The organism is Cohnella fermenti, from assembly GCF_004801405.1.
In the GTDB taxonomy this organism is placed as follows: Bacteria; Bacillota; Bacilli; order Paenibacillales; family Paenibacillaceae; genus Cohnella; species Cohnella fermenti.
The window spans coordinates 39,754-58,952 of the sequence record NZ_SSOB01000044.1 but is presented as its reverse complement, the minus strand read 5'-3'; the positions used below and the strand labels follow the sequence as shown (position 1 = coordinate 58,952).

The window sequence follows — 19,199 nt, the reverse complement described above, 5'->3', positions numbered from 1 at the left end:
CCTTGCTCGCTCGCCTATTCCTCCGCCCACTGTTCCTCCGCTCGCTGTTCCGTCATTCCGCCCGATACCGGCTTGCCTTGTAAGTCGGCGGCATGATCGGCTCGATATCGGTCAAGTCGAGGTCGCTCAAGCTGTCCGAGGCGGACATGAACCTCTCGAAGGTGTCTTTGGTCTTCTTCTCTTCTCCATGAAGCTCCTGCGTCGTCTTGTCTTGTTCCATAGTCGTTCCCTCCGATGGATGATGAATTAAATTATCCGGATGTCGGCTCCGGATATTGGCCGCTTATGCGGCAACCGCTCACAGCTCCGGGTGGCGCTTGTGCCAGTCGGTGTTCTGCTCATAAGCGTAGCCGATGCCGAGCACCGTCGCTTCCTCGAACGGCCGGCCGATCAGTTGCAGGTTGACCGGCATTCCTTCTGGCGAGAAGCCGCACGGCATCGACAGGCTGGGCAGTCCCGTCACATTCGTAGGCATCGTATACTCGGCCAGCCGCAGCGTTCTGGCGAAGTCGTCAGCCGACGGAGCGGTCAGCGGAGTCGCAGGAGTGAGCAGAACGTCGACGCCGGACAGCGCGTCGAGGAAGTCCTGGACCAGAACGTGCCGAGCTCTCTGCGCTTGCAGGTAGGACGAGGCCGTAAGCTGCTTGCCGCTCTCCAGCATCATCCTCACATCGGCTCCGTAATCCTCCGGCCGGCTGTTAAGCCAAGGCTCGTGGTAGGCAACGAGTTCCCCGAGCAGAATGGCGGAGGCTGCCGTGCGGGCGTAGCCGATCTTGGCAAGATCGACAGCCACGATCTCGGCTCCCAGCTCCTTGAACTTGGCGATAGCCGCTTCGACGGCGGCAAGCACATCCGCTTCCACGTTGTCGAAGTAGTACGAAGTTGGCAGGCCGATCCGCACCCCCTTCAAACTATCGGAATATTCCGTCTTTATTCCTGGCGGAGGAAGATCCACCGTTGATTCGTCCTTCGGATCGTAGCCCGACATGGCGTCGAGCGACAGCGCCGCATCCATGACGCTGCGGGTTAAGGGGCCCGCGTGATCGAGTGTCCAGCCCATCGGAACAATGCCGTACCGGCTTACGCGTCCGTAGGTCGGCTTCATGCCGACGACACCGCAGCAGGCGGCCGGAATGCGGATGGAGCCGCCTGTGTCGGAGCCCGTTCCCATATAAGCGATGCCGGCCGCGACGGCCGCCCCGGTGCCGCCGCTCGAGCCTCCCGGCACTCTCGCCAAATTCCACGGATTGCTGCAAGCGCCGAAGTGCGGGCTGTTCGTCGTTGTCCCGGAAGCGAACTCATGCGTCTGAACCTTCCCCAGCAGCACCGTCCCGGCCTCAGCCAGCTTGGCGACTGCGGTAGAGTCGTAATCGGGTACGAAGTCCTTCAGAATCTTGGAGCTGGCGGTCGTCCGGATTCCCTTCGTGTAGTAGAGGTCCTTATGGACGATCGGGATGCCGTGGAGGGCGCCTTTATATCGGCCTTGGGCGATGTCCTCCTCGGCTTGCCGGGCTTGCTTCATGGCGAGCTCGGCAGTAACGGTGACGAAGGCATTCAGCGCGGGATTGACCTCTTCAATGCGCAGAATGGCTTGCTCGGCAACCTCGACGGGAGAAATCTCGCGGCTGCGGATACGGTCCGACAGCTCGTGAATGGTTGCGTACGTCAATTCGTGATTCAAGGTTCTCATAAGATCGATCGTCCTCCTCGGAGAATGAACTCAAGGTCGGCGGGCTGTTTGGGTCCGCTCTCCTTGGTGTGAAGAAATATAACACACAATTTCGATTTTGCGTCCCCGAGAGGCTATAGAATGTTTCGATATCCTCCATGCCAAATTAGTGTGTTAGTATTGGTGACACAAACATTCCAACACATTCGCGGGGAGGGAACTGGTATGTCGGAACTGCTGACCATCGACGAGTTAATGACGGAGTTCTCCATTCAGAGAAGAAGCGTCCCGGCCGTTCGGGGAGTGTCGCTGCAGGTACGCAAGGGCAAGACGTTGGTCATTCTCGGAGAGTCGGGATCGGGCAAAAGCGTCATGCTTCGCTCGATCTTGAACCTGAAGCCACCGGGGGCGCGCATCGCCGGCTCGATCAAGCTGGCGGGCGAGGAGCTGCTGACGAAGTCTCCCAGAGAGATGGAACAAATTCGCGGCAACCGGATTGCGATGATTTTCCAAGATGCATTGTCTGCGCTCGATCCGCTGTATCGCGTCGGCGACCAGATCGCCGAGACGATTGTCGCGCACCGCAAAGTCGGCAGAGCGGAAGCGAAGCGACAGGTTGCCGACTTGCTGGGGAAGGTCGGCATTCCATCGCCGGAGGAACGGATGCGAGCCTTCCCCCATGAGATGAGCGGCGGGATGAGGCAGAGAGCCGTCATCGCCATGGCTCTGTCGTGCAGGCCGGACCTGCTGCTGGCGGATGAGCCGACAACCGCGCTTGACGTCACCATTCAAGCGCAAATCCTTCGCTTGTTCAAGGATATTCAAGCGGAATACGGCATGTCGATCGTACTCGTCACGCACGATATCGGAGTTGCGGCCGAGATGGCGGACGATATTGCGGTCATGTATGCCGGCAAGATCGTCGAATATGGACGCGCTCGCCAGATTCTGTCGGCGCCCGCACACCCGTATACCGTAGGTCTGATCGAAGCGACACCGCGGCGCGGACAGAAGGGGAAGCTCCCGGCCATTCCGGGCCAGCCGCCGCTCATCACGGCGATGCCGGAAGGCTGCTCCTTCGCGAGCCGTTGCCCCGTCGCCCGAGAGTCGTGCCGGGAAGGCACGCCGTCGTTCACTCGCTACGGCGAGGCCCATGAGGCGGCTTGTTACTTGCTGGAGGAGGAGCAGCCGATTGCGCAATAAGAACAAGCATGCATGCAGAACAAGCAATAAGAACAAGCAAGCAGAGCAAGCGGGAAGGATTCAGCTATACAAGCTGAACGAATGAATCTCGCCCAGTAAGTTACAACCGCATATCGTTGCGGACCGAAAGCTCTTGAGCTGCTGTCCAGGTCGAGCGAATAAGCAAGCAATTCCGACTACAATCTGTGGCCAACCGCGCGATTCCGCCGAATATATGCGAAATTTCACATTCGTAGCTCGAACCAGCCGCGATTCTGCCGAATATATGCGAAATTTCACATTCGTAGCCCGATTCCGCCGCGATTCTGCCGAATGTATGCGAAATTTCACATTCGTAGCCCGGGTCAGCCGCGATTCCGCCGAATATATGCGAAATTTCACATTCGTAACCCGAGCCAGCCGCGATTCCGCCGAATATATGTGAAATTTCACATTCGTAGCCCGAGTCAGCCGCGATTCTGCCGAATATATGCGAAATTTCACATTCGTAGCCCGAACCAGCCGCGATTCTGCCGAATATATGTGAAATTTCACATTCGTAGCCCGAACCAGCCGCGATTCCGCCGAATATATGTGAAATTTCACATTCGTTGTTCTCGTTTGCGCCCCGAACGAATGAATAAACATGAAATTCCGACTACATTTCGTGACCTGCATCCACATTGCGTGGGGCATGGAAACAGGGGAGTCCGTTAAGTTCGCTAGTTCAGCTTATATAGGACGAGAGAGGGGGAAGGAAGCGCCTATCGTTGGAGGAGAGCTTCATGTTCGGCAATAGAAAACAGAATATTCAGATATAAAGGCTGCGTGCCGCCCATACAAGGGTAAATTGGAGGGGTTCAGGAATGAGACACATACGAATTGCAAACCGCAAGACAGTTGCACGAGCTTGGCTCGCATGCTTGATGGTCGCGGCAATGATCGCTCTTGCCGCCTGCGGCAACGGCAACACGGCCGGCTCCGATGCCGGAGCCTCCGCAGGCGGGGCGTCCTCCGGATCGGGCAAGGAGCAGAAGCTTATTATCGGGATGTCCGCGGCCAATATTCCGGTTCCCGACACATACCCGACCGAAGGCTTTGAGGGAATGCGCTTCGTCGGCTATCAACTCTATGACGCTCTCGTCAACTGGGATCTGAGCGATCCCGACCAACCGGCGGCCTTGAAGCCGGGGCTGGCCGAATCGTGGGAGACGTCGGAGGCGGACCCGACGCTGTGGACGTTCCATCTCCGTCAGAACGCGACTTTCCACGATGGCACTCCGTTTAACGCCGACGCCGTTATCTTCGGCCTCGATCGGATCATGAAGACCGACTTCGAGTATTACGACGCCCAGATCGCGGGCAACAGCGGCTCGGGCCTTCGATACGTCGATTCCTACGAGAAGGTGGACGACTTCACGGTAACGGTCAAGACCAAGGGCGTGTACAGCTTCCTGTTGTACGATCTGACGGGCATTCTGTTCGGAAGCCCGGATGCGATCAAGACAAGCGGGAAGGACTACGCCAATCATCCGGTCGGCACGGGCCCGTTCAAGTTCGTCAGCATGAAGCTGGGCCAGGAGCTCGTTATGGCCAAGAACGAGAGCTACTGGGGAGGAGCTCCGAAGCTCGACCAGGTGATTCTTCGTCCGATCAGCGATTCCTCGGCCCGGCTTGCCGCCCTGCAAGCGGGAGAGATCGATTGGGCGGAAGTGCCGCCGACCGAGTCGATCCCGCAGCTTAAGAACGCCGGCTTCCAGATTATGACCAATCCGTATCCTCATGTATGGCCTTACGTGCTGAACGTGCAGGACGGTCCATGGAAGGATGTCAAGGTTCGTCAAGCCGCCAACTATGCGATCGACCGCGAGGGCATGAGCGCCGCATTGCTGAACGGAGCCGCTACGCCGGCGACGCAGCCGATGTATTCGGGCCACGAATGGTACAGCGAGGACGGGGAGCCGTATACGTACGATCCGGAGAAGGCGAAGCAGCTATTGGCGGAAGCGGGCTATCCGAACGGATTCTCGACGACATTCATCGTGCCGACCAGCGGCTCCGGCAACATGTGGCCGATCCAGATGAACGAATATGTGCAGAAGAACTTGAAGGCGGTCGGCATCGACGTCAAGATCGAATCGATCGAATGGCAATCGCTGCTCAGCTCGTATGTGCAAGGGTTCCCGAAGGATAAGGAGGTCGGGGCATACAACATCTCGTTGCCGACCATCTCGCCATCGTTCTACTCGACCTTCTTCGCGACCTCGGCAATCTTCCCGAACGGCATCAATATCGGCGGCTATTCCAATGCGGAATTGGACGATCTGATCGGCAAGGCCATGGCCGAGTTCGATGTCGTCAAGCAAAGCGAATATCTGAAGCAGGCGTCCGCGATTCTGGCCGATGACGCTCCATGGATCTACGTCGTCCACGATCTCAACCTACGCGCCCTGTCGCCCAAGGTCAAGGGCTTCGTCCAGCCGCAGTCGTGGTTCGCGGATCTGAGCACCGTCTCGATTCAATAATTCATCGGAATCATTCATCAAGGAGGGATCGCGCGTGGCCTCATTCGTTCTCAAGCGTCTTGCACTCATGATACCCACGCTGCTCGGCGTGTCGATCATCGTCTTCCTCATGCTCAAGATCGTCCCCGGGGACCCCGTCAACTCCATTGTCGCCCCGGATGCATCGGAAGCGGAGCGGGCCGTCGTCCGCACTCAACTGGGACTGGATAAGCCGATTGTCGCCCAGTACGGAATCTGGCTCGGCAGGGTCGTTCAGGGCAACCTGGGCGACTCGGTCACCCGCCGCCTTCCGGTGACCGAGCTGCTGCTGCCGGCGCTGAAGAACACGGTTATCCTGACCGCGGCCTCGGCCGCCGCCGCCTTCGTTATCGCGCTTGTTATCGGGGTTTACAGCGCGTACCGCCCCGCCTCCCGAATCGCGGCGCTCTTTAACGGATTGAGTCTGGCCAGCATCGGCTTGCCCAACTTCTGGGTCGCTCTCATCCTGATCGGCATCTTCTCCGTTACGCTCGGCTGGCTGCCTTCGTCCGGCATGTCGACGGTCGGAGGCGGGGGAGGCGGAGATCTGATCAAGCATCTCATTCTGCCGACGGCGGCGACCGCATTGTCGAGCGTAGGCGTGCTTACCCGCATGGTTCGCAGCACCGTCGCCGGCATCCTTCAGCAGGATCACATCTTCGCGCTCCAAGCCAAAGGGGTTCGCCGGACGACCATTCTGGCTCACGTGCTGCGCAACGGCATGCCGACGATTCTGAACGTGACGGGGTTGCAATTCGGAGCATTGCTTGCCAGCTCCGTGCTCGTGGAGACGGTCTTCTCCTGGCCCGGAATCGGCCAAGTGATCTATCAGGCGATCGGCCAGCGGGACTTCCCCGTTGTCCAGGCCGGGGTTCTCGTGATCGCCGTTGCGTTCGTCCTGCTCAACCTGCTCGTGGACGCCATTCACGCCGCCATGGACCCGCGAGTCCGGCACGCTTGAAAGCATCCGCAGTACTATTCGCCAAGACCGATCGGAAAGGAGCCATCCGCATGACGATCCACGCTACGACCGCACGAGATGCGGCGTCTCTCCGCCCGATAAGCCGGGAGCCTTCCCGAGTGCTGCTCATCTGGAGAGCGTTCTCCCGCCGGCGATCCGCGCTCATCGCGCTGGCCGTTCTGACGGTTATCGTGTTCTCCTGTGTGCTTGCTCCCTGGGTTGCCCCTTACGGACCGAGCGAGGGAGAGGTTACCGACCGGCTGATGAAGATCGGCAGCGCCGGCCACCTGCTCGGAACCGACGAGCAAGGCCGCGACATTCTGTCCCGCATCCTCTACGGAGGCAGGCTCAGCCTGCTGTCCGGCGTATTGCCGGTGCTGCTCTCCAGCCTGATCGGCGGAGCGCTCGGCGTCATTGCCGGCTACTTCGGCGGCTGGACGAACACCGTCATCATGCGCAGCCTTGACATCGTCTTCTCGTTCCCGGCGATTCTGCTCGCCATCGGCATCTCCGCCGCTCTCGGGCCGGGCATCACGAATATCATCATCTCGGCGACGGTCGTGTTCATTCCTCCCGTTGCCCGAATTGCCGAGAGTGCGGCCAAGGAGGTGCGCAAGGAGGAATACATCGAAGCCGCCCGGTCCAGCGGAGCGGGCGCCGGGCTGATTATTCGCTCTCACGTTTTCCGCAATATTTTCAGCAAAGTGTTCGTGTTCAGTACGTCCCAGATCGGCGTATGCTTGATGGTCGCCTCCGGTCTCAGCTTCCTTGGTCTCGGAGTCTCTCCTCCGACGCCGGAATGGGGATTCATGCTCAACAACCTGAAGCAACTGATCTTCGTGAACCCGATGGTGACGATCGTCCCCGGCGTGTTCATCTTCCTGACCTCCCTGTCGCTTAACCTTGTCTCCGACGCCCTCAGCGACGCTCTCGAAATCAAACGGTAGGAGGCACCTTGAATGGACAATATCCTCGAAGTTAAAGACATCGGCAAGACATTCCAGGTCCGCAGCCTGCTTGGCCGCGTGAAGGGGGGCGTATCGGCAGTCGACCGCGTGTCGTTCTCGCTCGGAGCCCAGGGCACTCTCGGCATCGTCGGGGAGTCCGGCTGCGGCAAGTCGACGCTGGCCCGGCTGCTGATGCGGTTGATCGAGCCGGACGCGGGCGAGGTGAACTATCGCGGACGCAACGTGCTCGACTTGTCGGGGGCGTCGCTTAAGGAGGTTCGCCGTCAGTTGCAGATGGTGTTCCAGAATCCGTACTCTTCGATCGATCCGAAGATGTCCGTGCTCAATAACGTCGCGTTCTCGCTCTGGGCGAACGGAGTGTCCCGGCAGCAGGCGCGGAAGACGGCTTACGAGTATCTCGATGCGGTGGGCTTGTCGAGAACGCACGCGGATCGGATGCCGGGCAGCCTGAGCGGAGGGCAGCGGCAGCGCGTGGCGATCGCCCGGGCGCTCGTCCTGAAGCCGGAGATCGTGATCGCCGACGAAGCGGTGTCCGCCCTGGACAAGTCGGTGCAGGCGCAAGTGCTGAATCTGTTCCAGGATCTGAAGAAGGAGTTCGCGCTCTCGCTTATCTTTATCTCCCACGATCTTCACGTTGTGGAGTATATGAGCGACGAAGTGATGGTCATGTACCTCGGACGGGTTGTCGAGAAGGGACCGACGGAGAGAATCTTTAACCATCCGGCGCATCCGTACACGCGCGCTCTGCTCGCCTCGGCTCCTTCGCTCGAAGTCGACCGGGCCGCCGGGAGCGGCGCGCCGGCACTGTCCGGGGACCTGCCGAGTCCGCTCAACCCGCCGTCCGGCTGTCGATTCCGCACCCGCTGCCCGATGGCGACCGAACGGTGCGCGATGGAGACGCCGGAGCTGACGGCTGTCGGCCCGGGTCACCAGGCCGCGTGCCTGCTGCTGAAGGAGAGCCTCACCGCTTGACCTCGAGTTAACCGAACACACCATACTTTTTCTATAAGAAGGGATGAATGGACGATGGCCTACGACAATATCGTTAACGTGGCAACGGTCAACTTCAACGCGGAATGGGGCAACAAGGCGGGCAATCTTGCCCGCATGAAGGGATATATCCGAGCGGCCGGCGAACGGGGAGCGAACATCATCCTGTTCCCCGAGACGGCGCTGACAGGCTACAATGTCAAGGGCGAATCCATCGAGATGCAGCTCGCCGATGCGGAGACGGTGCCGGGTCCGGCAGCGAACGAGCTGGCGGAGCTGTCGATCAAGTACGGCGTCTATGTCGTGGTCGGCATGCCCGAGCGGGATGCGGCGACCGGCGATGTGTACAACTCCGCTCTCGCCGCAGGGCCGCAAGGGCTCATCGGCACCTATCGCAAAATCCATCCGGCAGGCAAGGAATCCATGTGGGCGAAGAAGGGAAGCGAGCCGCTGCTGTTCGACACGCCTTGGGGGCCGGTCGGGGTCGGCATCTGCTACGACACATACAGCTTCCCGGAGCTGTTCCGCTATTACGCCGCTCTTGGCTCCCGCCTGTACTTGAACCCGACGGCGGTCTCCGACGTGCACGGCTGGAAGGAATATTACTACACGCTGCTCAAAGCGCGGGTGCTCGAGAACGGTTCCTTCCTCGTCAGCGCCAATCTGGTCGGCCCCGATAAGGACTTGCAGTTCCCGGGCGGCAGCCTGATCGTCGGCCCGAGCGTGACCCCGCTTGGCACCCGCTATTACGCGGAGCCGGTGGAGAACGAGGAGGCGCTGCTGCTGGCGACCCTCGATCTGTCTATTGTCGATAAGACGAGGGGGATGCTGACGCTCTACAACGATAACCCGATAACCGGAGTGCCGGATTGGCGGCCGGATATTTACGAGAGGCTGCTCACCGACTTGAAGAAGCAGAACAAGTGGAGCGGCAAGGTGGTCCCTGTCGGCGCCGTGCAGGCTTCCGCAGCGTTGTAGAGCACCGAGCTGCCCAAGGCCCATTCCGACTCCGTCGCGGCTTCCCCGCCACCTCCGTCCCCGGACGCGAGGTGGTTGTTTGTCTATTGCGAGGCATACCCGGCCCCGGTCGGTATCGGAACAGGCTCCGATATGGTACGATAAGGGGAGCAGCAGAACGCAGATGGGGAAAAGAACGCCAGATGGCGAATGAGGTGCTTACGTGACAGGTTTTGCAAAATTGGGAATATCGGAGGACCGGGTTGCCCGGTTGACCGCGCAAGGCATACAGACGCCGACTCCGGTTCAGGAGGCGGCTATTCCGCTTGTCCTTCAGGGGCGGGACGTGATCGGACAAGCGCAGACGGGCACAGGCAAGACGCTTGCCTTCGTGCTGCCGATGCTCGATCGGATCAACGTGAAGTCGGACAAGCTGCAGGGGCTTATCGTGACGCCTACGCGCGAGCTGGCTCTGCAGATTACGAATGAAGTCAAGCAATTGGTCGGCCCCGAGGAGGGCATCCGGGTGCTTCCCGTGTACGGCGGGCAGGACGTCGAAGCCCAATTGCTGAAGCTGAAGGGCAACATCCACTTGATCATTGCGACGCCGGGACGGCTGCTCGATCACCTGCGCCGGGAGACGGTGTCGCTGTTCGGCGTGCAGATGCTTGTGCTCGACGAGGCCGACCAGATGCTGCACATGGGCTTCCTCGGCGATGTGGAGGAGATTCTGCGGAACATGTCCTCGCAACGCCAGACGCTGCTGTTCTCGGCGACGATGCCGGGGACGATCCGCGAGCTGGCCGGACGCATCCTCCGCAAGCCGGAGGAGGTAACGGTCAAGGCGCAGCAGGTGACCGTCAAGGACATCAAGCAGCAGGTCATCGAGACGTCGGATCGGGCGAAGCAGTCGGCGCTTGTCGAGACGATTCGGGATAACCGGCCGTATTTGGGGATGATTTTCTGCCGGACGAAGCGGCGGGCGGGCACGCTCAACGAGGCGCTGCAGCAGATGGGCTTCGAGAGCGACGAGCTGCACGGCGACCTCTCCCAAGCGAAGCGGGAGCAGGTCATGAAGCGGTTCCGCGAAGCCAAGCTGCAGCTTCTGATCGCGACGGACGTCGCCGCGCGCGGGCTGGACGTGGAAGGCGTCACCCACGTGTACAACTACGACATTCCTCACGATGTGGAGAGCTACATCCACCGGATCGGCCGCACCGGCCGCGCGGGCGGCTCCGGCGTCGCGATCACGTTCGTCGCGCCGAGGGATCGGCCGGAGCTGGCGCGGATCGAGGACGGCATCGGGATGAAGATCGAGCGCCATTCGTACGGCTCGTATATTGGCGACGAGGACGATCTTGAGCCGGGCGGCGGCGAGAGCGCGGAGAACGCTCGCCAAGGCCGGGCAGGGGGAAGAGGCGCGGCCGGCAGCAGGAGCGGAGCCGGTGCCGGCAGGGGCAAAGGCGTCGCGAGCCGCGGCGGTTCGGGCAAGAGCGACGGTTCGGGCGGCGGCTTGGGCCGAGGGGCCGCAGGCAAGGGCGGTTCGGGCCGGGGCGCGGCAGGCAAGGGCGGTTCGGCCGGCTCGGGCAGGGAGCTCGGAGGCAAGGGCGAATCGAGCGCCAAGGTCATGGCCGGGCTGAGCGCCAGAAGCAAAGCCGCGCGAGAAGGCAAGGAGGCGGCGGGCCGAGCCGCCGGAGGGCGTTGGGAAGCCGGGGCGGAAGATGCCGCCGGAGCCGGCGCTTCCCGAAGCGGAGGCGCATCGCGGCCGGGCCTCGGCGTGCAGAAGCGAGCGGGCGGAAGCGACGGCGGGAGCCGCCGAAGCGGGGAAGCGGGCTTCGCGGGCGCAAGCGCCAGGGGAGCGGAAGGCGGCGGGCGCGGCGGAAGCCGCAGCTCCGGAGGCCGCGTCAGGGCGTCCGACGGCGGCGACCGGAACGGCGTCGGCGGTGGACGCAGCCGCGGCGCGCAAGGTTCTGAAGGCGGGCGGAGCGGCGGCGGTCGGGCGCAAGGGCGCGATGGCGGGCGCGGTGCCAATCGCGCGGAGAACGCGGCGGGCGGCAGCGGCCGGAGCGGGCGCAGCGGTTCTGCGGGACGCGGCGGTGCGAGCGCCGGCAGCGGCGGACGAAGCGGCCCGGGCGCGGGCGGCGGGGCCAGGGGCGGACGGCCGTCCGGCGGTTCCGGCGGCAGCGCGGGACGTTCCGGCAAGCCGCCGCGCGGGCGCTCGCGGTAACAAGGAAGCCTCCGGGCTCTGTCCGATCGAACGGACGGAGCTCGGAGGCTTTGTTTATGTTCCGGTAGGAGTGGGAGCCGCGATAGCCGGATTTAATGTGAAAATTCACATTCGCGCTGCCCGATAACGGGTAGTTTGTATGATTTTATGCGAAAAACCGCATTCGTAGAGGAATTCCCGGTACGAAACGCCGGATATATGCGAAAAATCACATAAAACGCCGAGATTGCCCCATCCTCCAAGCCGACGAATGTGAAAAAACGCATAAAATCACAGCAATCGACGGGTCAAGGGTACCGTCAAGAGGGGGCAGAGTCTGTTGCAAACGGGCGTCAGGGGCGGTCAGTCTTCCGCCCCGCCCAGCGATGCGGGCAGACGTACCCGATTCGCTGCGTACAGCACCTGCGTCGCACCGGGCGAGCGCGCGATCTCGATCTCGCCGCCCGAATCGCTTCCGAGGGCCGCCGCTACGGTGCGCTCCGTCTCCCGAACCGTCACGCCGGGCAGAGCCCCGGACGAATCCAGCGACAGCGCGAACAGCCAGGCCGCCTCGCGGATCGCGTGGAAGTCGAAGTCGCGTTCCTCGCCCGCGTAGACGACGTAGTCGAGGCAGATTCGACCCTCTTCGTCCCGCCCGTTCTCGGCGCGCAGCGGGCCTTCGTCGCAGCGCTCCCACACCGGTCCGACCGTCAGCACCGTCGCCTCGCCGAGCGGCAGCCGCCAGACGAGGGACTCGTCGGCCCGCGGCACGGGCAGCGCCTCCGTGTCGCCGCCGAGCGCCAGGCGGATGCGCAGATCGCTCGCCCGGAAGCGGCCGTCGATCTTGTCCAGATCGGAATGCCAAGCGCCGTTGTCGAGCAGCCAGTTGAAGCCGAACAAGGCGCGGGCGCGGTCCTGCACACCCGTGTACATCGCCGAGCAGAAGTCGCGTCCGTTCATCAGGAACTGAAGCTGGACGTAGACGGTGCCCTCGGGAATGCGCACATAGGCGAGCAGGTTGCGCCGCTGGTTCCACATGACGCCCCGGCTGAACGAGCCGAGCGACAGCGCCTCGTTGCGGTACAGCGTCGCGTGCGCCTGATAGCCCGTCTCCGACGCCATCAGCGTGCGTTCGGTCAGGAGGAGCTCTCCCGACTCCGCGAAGAGCGGCCGATACTGCTGCGGGCAGCGTATCGTCTCGCCGTACTCGGACGGCGCATCCTGCAGCGCGTCCGCAAGGAAGCGGCGCTCGACGGGCAGCAGCAGCGTCGAGTAGGAGCGGCTGTGCGGGCCGCCCCATGCGGCGGTCGGCGCATGATAGTGCAGCGCCGTCGCCCGCCAGGCCAGGTCGGTCAGCGCTTGGGCATAGCGGTGCGCCTCGGCCGATTCGCTGTCCGCCAGCACGGCGTGCAGCTCGCGGATCGCGATTGTCGTGTAGCAGGGACTGTTGTACTCGGAGAAGGCGCCGATCTCCATCGTATATTCGTACAGCCGCTTCAGCCTCGCCAGGCCGTAGTCGCACAGCTCCTCGTCCGCCAGCAGCTCGCCGCCCGCCAGCGTTACGAAGGCGCCCATGATCGCGATGTTCGTATAGCCGGGCCCGACGTCGCGGCGCACGATGGCGCGGCAGGCATGTCCCAACGCCTCGCGCAGCAGAGCCGCCAGCTCGGCGGGCAACTGGCCGCCATGGCGCTTCAGGATAAGGCAAAGCAGCTTGCCGTGGAAGTCCGCCATGTTCCAGTCGGGCCGGTCCATCTCGTTCAGCGGCTCCTCGTCGTAATAGGGCCAGATGCCGTATGTCGCGCTGACCGGATCGCGGTCCTGCCGGGCGGCGACCCGGCGCAGAATCGCGGCCGCGCGTTCGACCGACGGGCCGTCCCCGAGCTTGAGCAGGTGGAAGGCGTAGTCGACGGAGCCGAGCAGGCCGTATACGACCGGATGGCGGTCCGGCTTCAGCGCCGTATGGTAGGTCGCGGTGAGCGGGATGCGCACGAGCTGCCGTCCGGGATCGAAGTCTGCTTCATGCCGTCGCAGATGCGCCAGCAGTTCCTCTCTATTCATCCGCAATCGCCCCCTTCAGCCGCTGTGCGAGCAGCATAAGCGCCAGCCCTTGACCGTACAGCGTCGGATAGACCGGGATACGGCCGTAAGCCTCCTCGTCCTCCATCACGGGCGTCCCGCCCGACACGCCGCCGACGCTGCCGTCCGGGCCGACCTGCGCCAGCACAGCCGCCAGCGCCCGCTCGGCGGCGAGCCTGCAGCGCGCCTCGTCCGGCAGCAGATCGGCCTCGAGCGCCTTCAGCAGGCCGCAGCCGATCCCCGCGCTGCCCGATGTCTCGCGATAGAAGTCCGGGCGGTCCAGCACGGTGCTCCACAGACCGTCCTCCTGCTGATAGCACAGCAGGCCGTCCATGAGCCGAATATATCGCTCCTTCAGCTCCTGCGGCACGGGAACGAGCGCCTGAGTCTCCTGCACGATCATCGGCACGGCGACGGCGATCCAGGCGTTGGCGCGCGCCCACCGCACCGCCGACATATGGTTGCCGGCGACGCAGTTCCAGCCGTGATACAGCACGCCGTTCTCCTCGTCCGCCAGCAGCCGGAGATGCAGCAGCGTCTGCCGCTGCGCTTCCGCCGCATAGTCCGTGCGTCCGAGCAGCGCCGCCGCTCGCGCGAGGAACAAGACGGCCATGAACACCGTATCCGCCCACACCTGCTCCGCGAACGCCACATTTTCCGTAACTGTATGCTCGAACGCATCCTCGCGGGTGCGAGGCGCGGTTCCGACCAGCCATGCCGCCATCCGTTCCGTCTCTGCGCGATACCTCTCGTCTCCCGTCTGCCGGTACAGCTCGGGGAAGATTGCGCAGGGGGCGACGGCATTGATGACCGCGGCCTCCGCAGATTTGGCCCAATTGCGTTCCATCCAGCGCTTCAATTGCTCCAACGTGTCCGTATGTCTCGCCTCGAGGCCGTACTCCAGCAGCGCGATCAAGCCGACCCCCGGCACCCAATCCCATTGGTTCAGGTCCATGCCCCAATTCCCCGCGTGGTTCGCCGTCATCTGCGCGCGTATGCGCTCCGCCGCCTCCGCCCACTGCTCCCGTTCGTTCATCAGCGTTCACTCCTTCATCAAGTGGCATAACCCCCTGCAGTCTAGCAGAAGGCCGATCCGCCTTCTTGGGCTTCCGTCGCGAAAAAGCGGGGAATCGTCCAGAAGCACAACTGCGCATCCCATAAGTAAAGCGCTTGCAACACAAATAAGCGGATCGGACTTCTCCCCCTTCGTCCGCCGAATGCCATAATGGACGGGGAGCGGAAAGGGGGGAGCGGATGAAGGAACCGGGGCGGCGAAGAGAGCCGGAGGAAGCCGCCGCGCCGGACGATACGGTCGACAGTACGACAATATGGATGCGAAGGAAGGGAAGGAAAGATGGAACAGAGGATGGCAGGAAGGATTCGACGCAGGCCGCTTCGCGAACGCGCAAGGGCAGCATGGCTCGTACTGGCGTGCCTTATCCTGATCGGCGCTTCGATCCCCATAGGCGCGCAACAGGCAGCGGCGGCCGACGAATTCGACATGCTGCGGGACAGGTGGCTCGTCTATCTGACCGGAGGCAACGATTATAACCCGGCGGACCCCGATCTGGCGGCCAAGATCGGCACGACGTCCTCGCCCGAAGGAACGATTGTCTCGGATGCATACGGCTACTGGACGTCGATGGACAAGAGCGTCGGCCGGACCTATCTATGGCCGGACGCGCAGACGGGGCCGACGGTTGTCACCGACAACGCCTCCAGACTGGCCTATATGGCGATGGCCTATGCGACCAAGGGCTCCTCGCTGAAGGGAGACGCGACGCTCAAGGCGGACATTCTCGGAGGGCTGGACTGGATATACGATCATGCGTACAACGAGACGATGCCGTATATGGCCGAGACGTGGTGGGATCTGACGATCGGCGGGCCGCGCCAACTGCTCAATATTCTGGTGCTGATGTACAGTGACGTCGATACCGTCCGGAAGGACCGCATACTCGGCACGATCGAGCACTTCGGCGCGACGCCGATGGGCTATACGTATGATTTTCAAGGCGCGAATCGGGTGTGGAAAACACAGGTGACGATGCTGGACGGCATTCTTCGCAAGTCGGCGGAGACGCTGGCGCTGGCCCGCGATGCGCTCGACGACGTGTTCCCTTATGTGTACGATATCGCCGCCGACGGATTCCACGAGGACGGCTCGTTTATTCAGCATGCCTATTATCCCTACGCGGGCGGCTACGGCATCAATCTGCTCAAAGAGCTGAACGGCATTCTGTATGTTGTAAACGGTTCCAGTTGGGATGTGACGAACCCGGAGCGCAGCAATATTACGCAATGGATATTCAAGACGTTCGAGCCGATGATCTACGACGGCGCTTCCATGGATATGTTCAGGGGGCGCAACATCTCCCGCTACCAGTCGCAGGATCATGACAGCGGACACTGGCAGATTCCGGTTATTGCATTCGCGGCTTCCTACGCGTCCGCTTCCGATGCGGCCCGCATCAAGAGCATGGCCAAGTATTGGCTGCAGCAGGATACGCACGGCGCGTCGTCGATCTATGCTGCCGTGAGCATCTTTATGGTGAATTATTTGAAGGGCATCCTGGGCGATTCGTCCGTTGCGCCGCGCGGCGAGCTGATCGGCCAATACAATTTCCCATTCCAGGATCGCTATGTGCACTTCAGCCCGGGCTACGCTGTCGGAATCGCCATGCGTTCGACGCGCACGCGCAACTACGAATATTGGACCGGAACGCCGGGATATATGGAGAATGCGCGCGCCTGGTACACGGCCGAAGGCACGACTTATCTGTACAACGCGGACAGCGACCAGTTCGGAGACAGCTTCTGGCCGACGGTCGACCCGAAGCGGCTGCCGGGAACGACGGTCGATACGAAGAGCAAGGCGGACGGGGGCGACCGCAGCGTCCCGTGGGACAACAGCATCACCTGGTCGGGAGGCTCGGAGATCGGCGGGCTGTACGGGACGGCCGGCTTCTATATGTCGGCGGTCGGCAGCACGCTGAAGGCCAAGAAATCGTATTTTATGTTCGATGACGAGGTGGTCGCGCTCGGCTCGGGCATTACCAGCACCGACAATCGTACGATAGAGACGATCGTCGAGAACCGCAAGCTGAATGCGGCGGGCAGCAATGCGCTCACCGTCAACGGTGTCGTCAAGTCGGCGGCGGCCGGCTGGAGCGAGACGATGACGGGCGTCAACTGGGCGCACTTGGACGGGACGGGCGGCTACTACTTCCCCGCTGGCGCCACGGTCAAGGGACTGCGCGAGACGCGAACCGGCTCGTGGTCGGATATCAATTCGGTGTATACGGACGGGCTGACGCATACGAACAGCTATGCGACGATGTGGCTCGATCACGGCGTCAATCCGACGAACGGCACCTATCAATACGTGCTGCTGCCGGGCAAGTCGAGCGCCGAGACGAGCGCCTACGCCGCCCATCCGCAGATCGCCGTGCTGGAGAACGGCACCGATGCGCAGGCGGTGCGGGAGAACACGCTGAACGTGACCGGCTACAACTTCTGGAACGATACGGTCAAGACGAGCGGCGATATCACCTCGAACAAGAAGGCTTCGGTCATGACGCAGGAGAAGCCGGGCGAGTCGTTCGAGATCGCGATCGCCGATCCGACGCAGACCAACAACGGAACGATCGAGATCGAGATCGCCCGCAGCGGAGCCTATGTCGTCTCCAAGGACGCCGAGGTGACGGTGACGCAACTGCGGCCGACGATCAAGCTGACGGTGAATACGAACAAATCGCAAGGCCTGCCGTATCGGGCGAAGTTCAGTCTCGGGCAGCCGGTGTCGACCGATACGTTCGACAGCCAGACCATTGGCAGCGTGCCGGCCGGCTGGACGGCCATGCAGACATCGGGCACCGTCTCGGTCGAGGCGTTCCCCGGCACCGCCAACCGCAGCGTCAAGCTGGCGAAGACCTCGACCGCAGCGGGCAGCCTCGCCAAGCTCGTCAAGCCGTTCGCCACGGCATTGACCGGCAAAGTCTCCATCGAAGCGCGCATATACCGAACGGCGACATCGAGCTTCTGGAGCGGACCGTATCTGTACGATTCGGGCGGCGTGCTCGTCGGCTCCGTCGGCCTGTCGGGCGGCAATATTGTCGCCAATGTCGGCGGCGCTTGGCAGACGGTGCAGCCGTTCGCGGCGGGCACCTGGTACACGGTCAGGATCGTCGCGGATACCGATGCGGACACCTTCGATCTGTACGTCGACAATGAGCGCAAGCTGTCGTCCGTCCCGTTGCGAACGGCAACGGCAAATATCGCGAGCGTGGCGTTCTATGCGGCGGACAGCGAGACGGGCACAACCTATATCGACGATGTCCGGGTGGCGCGCGAAGGGGCGTCGGCCGTGGAGACGCTCGTCTCCGACAGCTTCGATGCGCAGGCGGCGGGCAGCGATCCCGCCGGGTGGGCGGTGACCGAGAACGGCGGCTCCGTCGGCGTCGCGAATGTGCCGAGCGCGGCCAATCGCAGCGTGCAGCTCGTCAAGACGTCCGCGGACACGGGTTCAATGGTCCGCATGTCGCGGACGCTCGGCCAGCCGCTGTCCGGCAGCATCGGCATCGAGGCGAAGGTGAGCGCCGCCGCGACGACAGGTTGGTGGAGCGCGCCGTACGTGACCGACTCGAACGGAACGCTGATCGCGAGTCTGGCGTTCAGCAACGGCAATCTGCTCGCCAATGTCGGCGGCACCTGGCAGACGGTGCAGTCCTATGCGGCGGGTACCTGGTACAGCTTGCGGCTGAACATCGATACGGTAACCGATACGTTCGATCTGTACGTGGACGGCGTGCTGAAGCTGAACCATGCCGCGCTGCGCCATGTCGCCGACGATGTCCGCGAGGTGTCGGTGTTCGCCGCCGACAGCATCACCGGAACCTTCGCCGTGGACGATGTCGGCATCTATCGCTGCGGCACCGCGCCCGTCGTCGCCGCGCCGCGGACACTCCCGCCCGCACCGGCAGCGGCGCCGATCTATTACGCGCACTTCGAGAGCCAGACGGCCGGAGCCAATCCTGCGGGCCTCTCGGTGACGGAGAACGGAGGCACGGTCGACATCTCCGAGGTTGTCAGCTACGGACAGTTGACCGACCGCAGCGTCGAGCTGAACAAGACATCCGGCGGCTCCGGCACGAAGGTCGGCATCGCCAAGAGCCTCACCGCGCTCTCCGGCACCGTCAGCGTCGAATCCTATGTCAAGAGCATGTCGACCGCGAGTTGGCTCGCTGCTCCGTATATCTACAGCGGAGGTTCGATTGCCGTCTCGGTTGCGCTCGATCACGGCAAGATCAAGACGTACTACGACGGAAGCTGGCATGAAGTGGCCGCTTACCAAGCGAATACGTGGTATCGGATCAAGGTGGTGCTGAACACGGCAACGGATACGTACGATCTGTACGTGGACGACCGTCTGAAGGTGTCGGGCGCCGCGCTACGGACGCCGGTCTCCGGCATTGACGGTATTCAATGGTTCATCGCGGATGCGGAGACCGGCAAGAGCTACGTAGATGGCATCCGCGTCTGGCAGTAGCGTGCGTCGGACACGCTCCGAATCGGCACAAAAGCCTGCAGACCGACATCCTTTGCCACACGGGGGTATCCCGTTCGGGCAAAGGATGCAGGGTTG

General features: G+C 62.5%; 12 protein-coding genes. 8 read left to right on the top strand and 4 right to left on the bottom strand.

What is annotated here, in order from left to right; all coding sequences use genetic code 11:
• Window positions 1–52: 52 nt before the first annotated feature.
• Window positions 53–220 (bottom strand): hypothetical protein, encoded by a 168-nt coding sequence (locus E6C55_RS33950; RefSeq protein WP_168735889.1) that lies wholly within the window; start codon window positions 218–220, stop codon window positions 53–55.
• A gap of 78 nt (window positions 221–298) precedes the next feature.
• A complete protein-coding gene (locus tag E6C55_RS26415) occupies window positions 299–1,690 on the bottom strand; it encodes an amidase (protein ID WP_136372833.1) in 1,392 nt (463 codons plus the stop codon).
• Window positions 1,691–1,894: 204 nt separating this feature from the next.
• Between E6C55_RS26415 and E6C55_RS26410 the strand changes: the two genes are divergently transcribed.
• The 7 genes from E6C55_RS26410 to E6C55_RS35120 all read left to right on the top strand — a co-directional run bounded on the left by E6C55_RS26410 (window position 1,895) and on the right by E6C55_RS35120 (window position 11,497).
• Window positions 1,895–2,872 (top strand): ABC transporter ATP-binding protein, encoded by a 978-nt coding sequence (locus tag E6C55_RS26410; protein ID WP_136372832.1) that lies wholly within the window; start codon window positions 1,895–1,897, stop codon window positions 2,870–2,872.
• 845 nt (window positions 2,873–3,717) lie between these two features.
• Window positions 3,718–5,376 carry an ABC transporter substrate-binding protein gene (locus E6C55_RS26405; RefSeq protein WP_136372831.1) on the top strand — a complete coding sequence of 553 codons (1,659 nt, stop codon included), beginning with the start codon at window positions 3,718–3,720 and terminating at the stop codon, window positions 5,374–5,376.
• Window positions 5,377–5,410: 34 nt separating this feature from the next.
• Window positions 5,411–6,355, top strand: a complete 945-nt coding sequence (locus tag E6C55_RS26400) for an ABC transporter permease (protein WP_136372830.1) — start codon at window positions 5,411–5,413, stop codon at window positions 6,353–6,355.
• Between the two features lie 50 nt (window positions 6,356–6,405).
• On the top strand, window positions 6,406–7,302 hold the full coding sequence (locus tag E6C55_RS26395; protein WP_136372829.1) for an ABC transporter permease: 897 nt from the start codon (window positions 6,406–6,408) through the stop codon (window positions 7,300–7,302).
• A gap of 12 nt (window positions 7,303–7,314) precedes the next feature.
• Window positions 7,315–8,295, top strand: a complete 981-nt coding sequence (locus tag E6C55_RS26390; protein WP_136372828.1) for an ABC transporter ATP-binding protein — start codon at window positions 7,315–7,317, stop codon at window positions 8,293–8,295.
• A gap of 54 nt (window positions 8,296–8,349) precedes the next feature.
• A complete protein-coding gene (locus E6C55_RS26385) occupies window positions 8,350–9,291 on the top strand; it encodes a carbon-nitrogen hydrolase family protein (RefSeq protein ID WP_136372827.1) in 942 nt (313 codons plus the stop codon).
• Window positions 9,292–9,493: 202 nt separating this feature from the next.
• A complete protein-coding gene (locus tag E6C55_RS35120; RefSeq protein WP_136372826.1) occupies window positions 9,494–11,497 on the top strand; it encodes a DEAD/DEAH box helicase in 2,004 nt (667 codons plus the stop codon).
• A gap of 342 nt (window positions 11,498–11,839) precedes the next feature.
• Here the strand turns inward: E6C55_RS35120 and E6C55_RS26375 are convergent, their stop codons facing one another.
• Window positions 11,840–13,537: a hypothetical protein gene (locus E6C55_RS26375; RefSeq protein ID WP_136372825.1), complete on the bottom strand. Its 1,698-nt coding sequence runs from the start codon at window positions 13,535–13,537 to the stop codon at window positions 11,840–11,842.
• The gene (locus E6C55_RS26370) at window positions 13,530–14,591 is read right to left on the bottom strand and encodes a glycoside hydrolase family 88 protein (protein ID WP_136372824.1); all 1,062 of its coding nucleotides are present in this window, start codon (window positions 14,589–14,591) and stop codon (window positions 13,530–13,532) included. The genes E6C55_RS26375 and E6C55_RS26370 overlap by 8 nt, the downstream gene beginning before the upstream one ends.
• Before the next feature lie 318 nt (window positions 14,592–14,909).
• Between E6C55_RS26370 and E6C55_RS26365 the strand changes: the two genes are divergently transcribed.
• Entirely contained in the window at window positions 14,910–19,103 is a 4,194-nt protein-coding gene (locus E6C55_RS26365; protein WP_136372823.1) for a polysaccharide lyase 8 family protein, read from the top strand.
• Window positions 19,104–19,199: the final 96 nt, after the last annotated feature.

Excerpts from the sequence above, each read along its gene's own strand:
- E6C55_RS26365 (WP_136372823.1), top strand. The coding sequence starts at position 14,910 with ATGGAACAGAGGATGGCAGGAAGGATTCGACGCAGGCCGCTTCGCGAA.
- E6C55_RS26405 (WP_136372831.1), top strand. The coding sequence starts at position 3,718 with ATGAGACACATACGAATTGCAAACCGCAAGACAGTTGCACGAGCTTGG.
- E6C55_RS26415 (WP_136372833.1), bottom strand. The coding sequence starts at position 1,690 with ATGAGAACCTTGAATCACGAATTGACGTACGCAACCATTCACGAGCTG.
- E6C55_RS26385 (WP_136372827.1), top strand. The coding sequence starts at position 8,350 with ATGGCCTACGACAATATCGTTAACGTGGCAACGGTCAACTTCAACGCG.
- E6C55_RS33950 (WP_168735889.1), bottom strand. The coding sequence starts at position 220 with ATGGAACAAGACAAGACGACGCAGGAGCTTCATGGAGAAGAGAAGAAG.
- E6C55_RS26390 (WP_136372828.1), top strand. The coding sequence starts at position 7,315 with ATGGACAATATCCTCGAAGTTAAAGACATCGGCAAGACATTCCAGGTC.
- E6C55_RS26370 (WP_136372824.1), bottom strand. The coding sequence starts at position 14,591 with ATGAACGAACGGGAGCAGTGGGCGGAGGCGGCGGAGCGCATACGCGCG.
- E6C55_RS26410 (WP_136372832.1), top strand. The coding sequence starts at position 1,895 with ATGTCGGAACTGCTGACCATCGACGAGTTAATGACGGAGTTCTCCATT.
- E6C55_RS26375 (WP_136372825.1), bottom strand. The coding sequence starts at position 13,537 with ATGAATAGAGAGGAACTGCTGGCGCATCTGCGACGGCATGAAGCAGAC.
- E6C55_RS26395 (WP_136372829.1), top strand. The coding sequence starts at position 6,406 with ATGACGATCCACGCTACGACCGCACGAGATGCGGCGTCTCTCCGCCCG.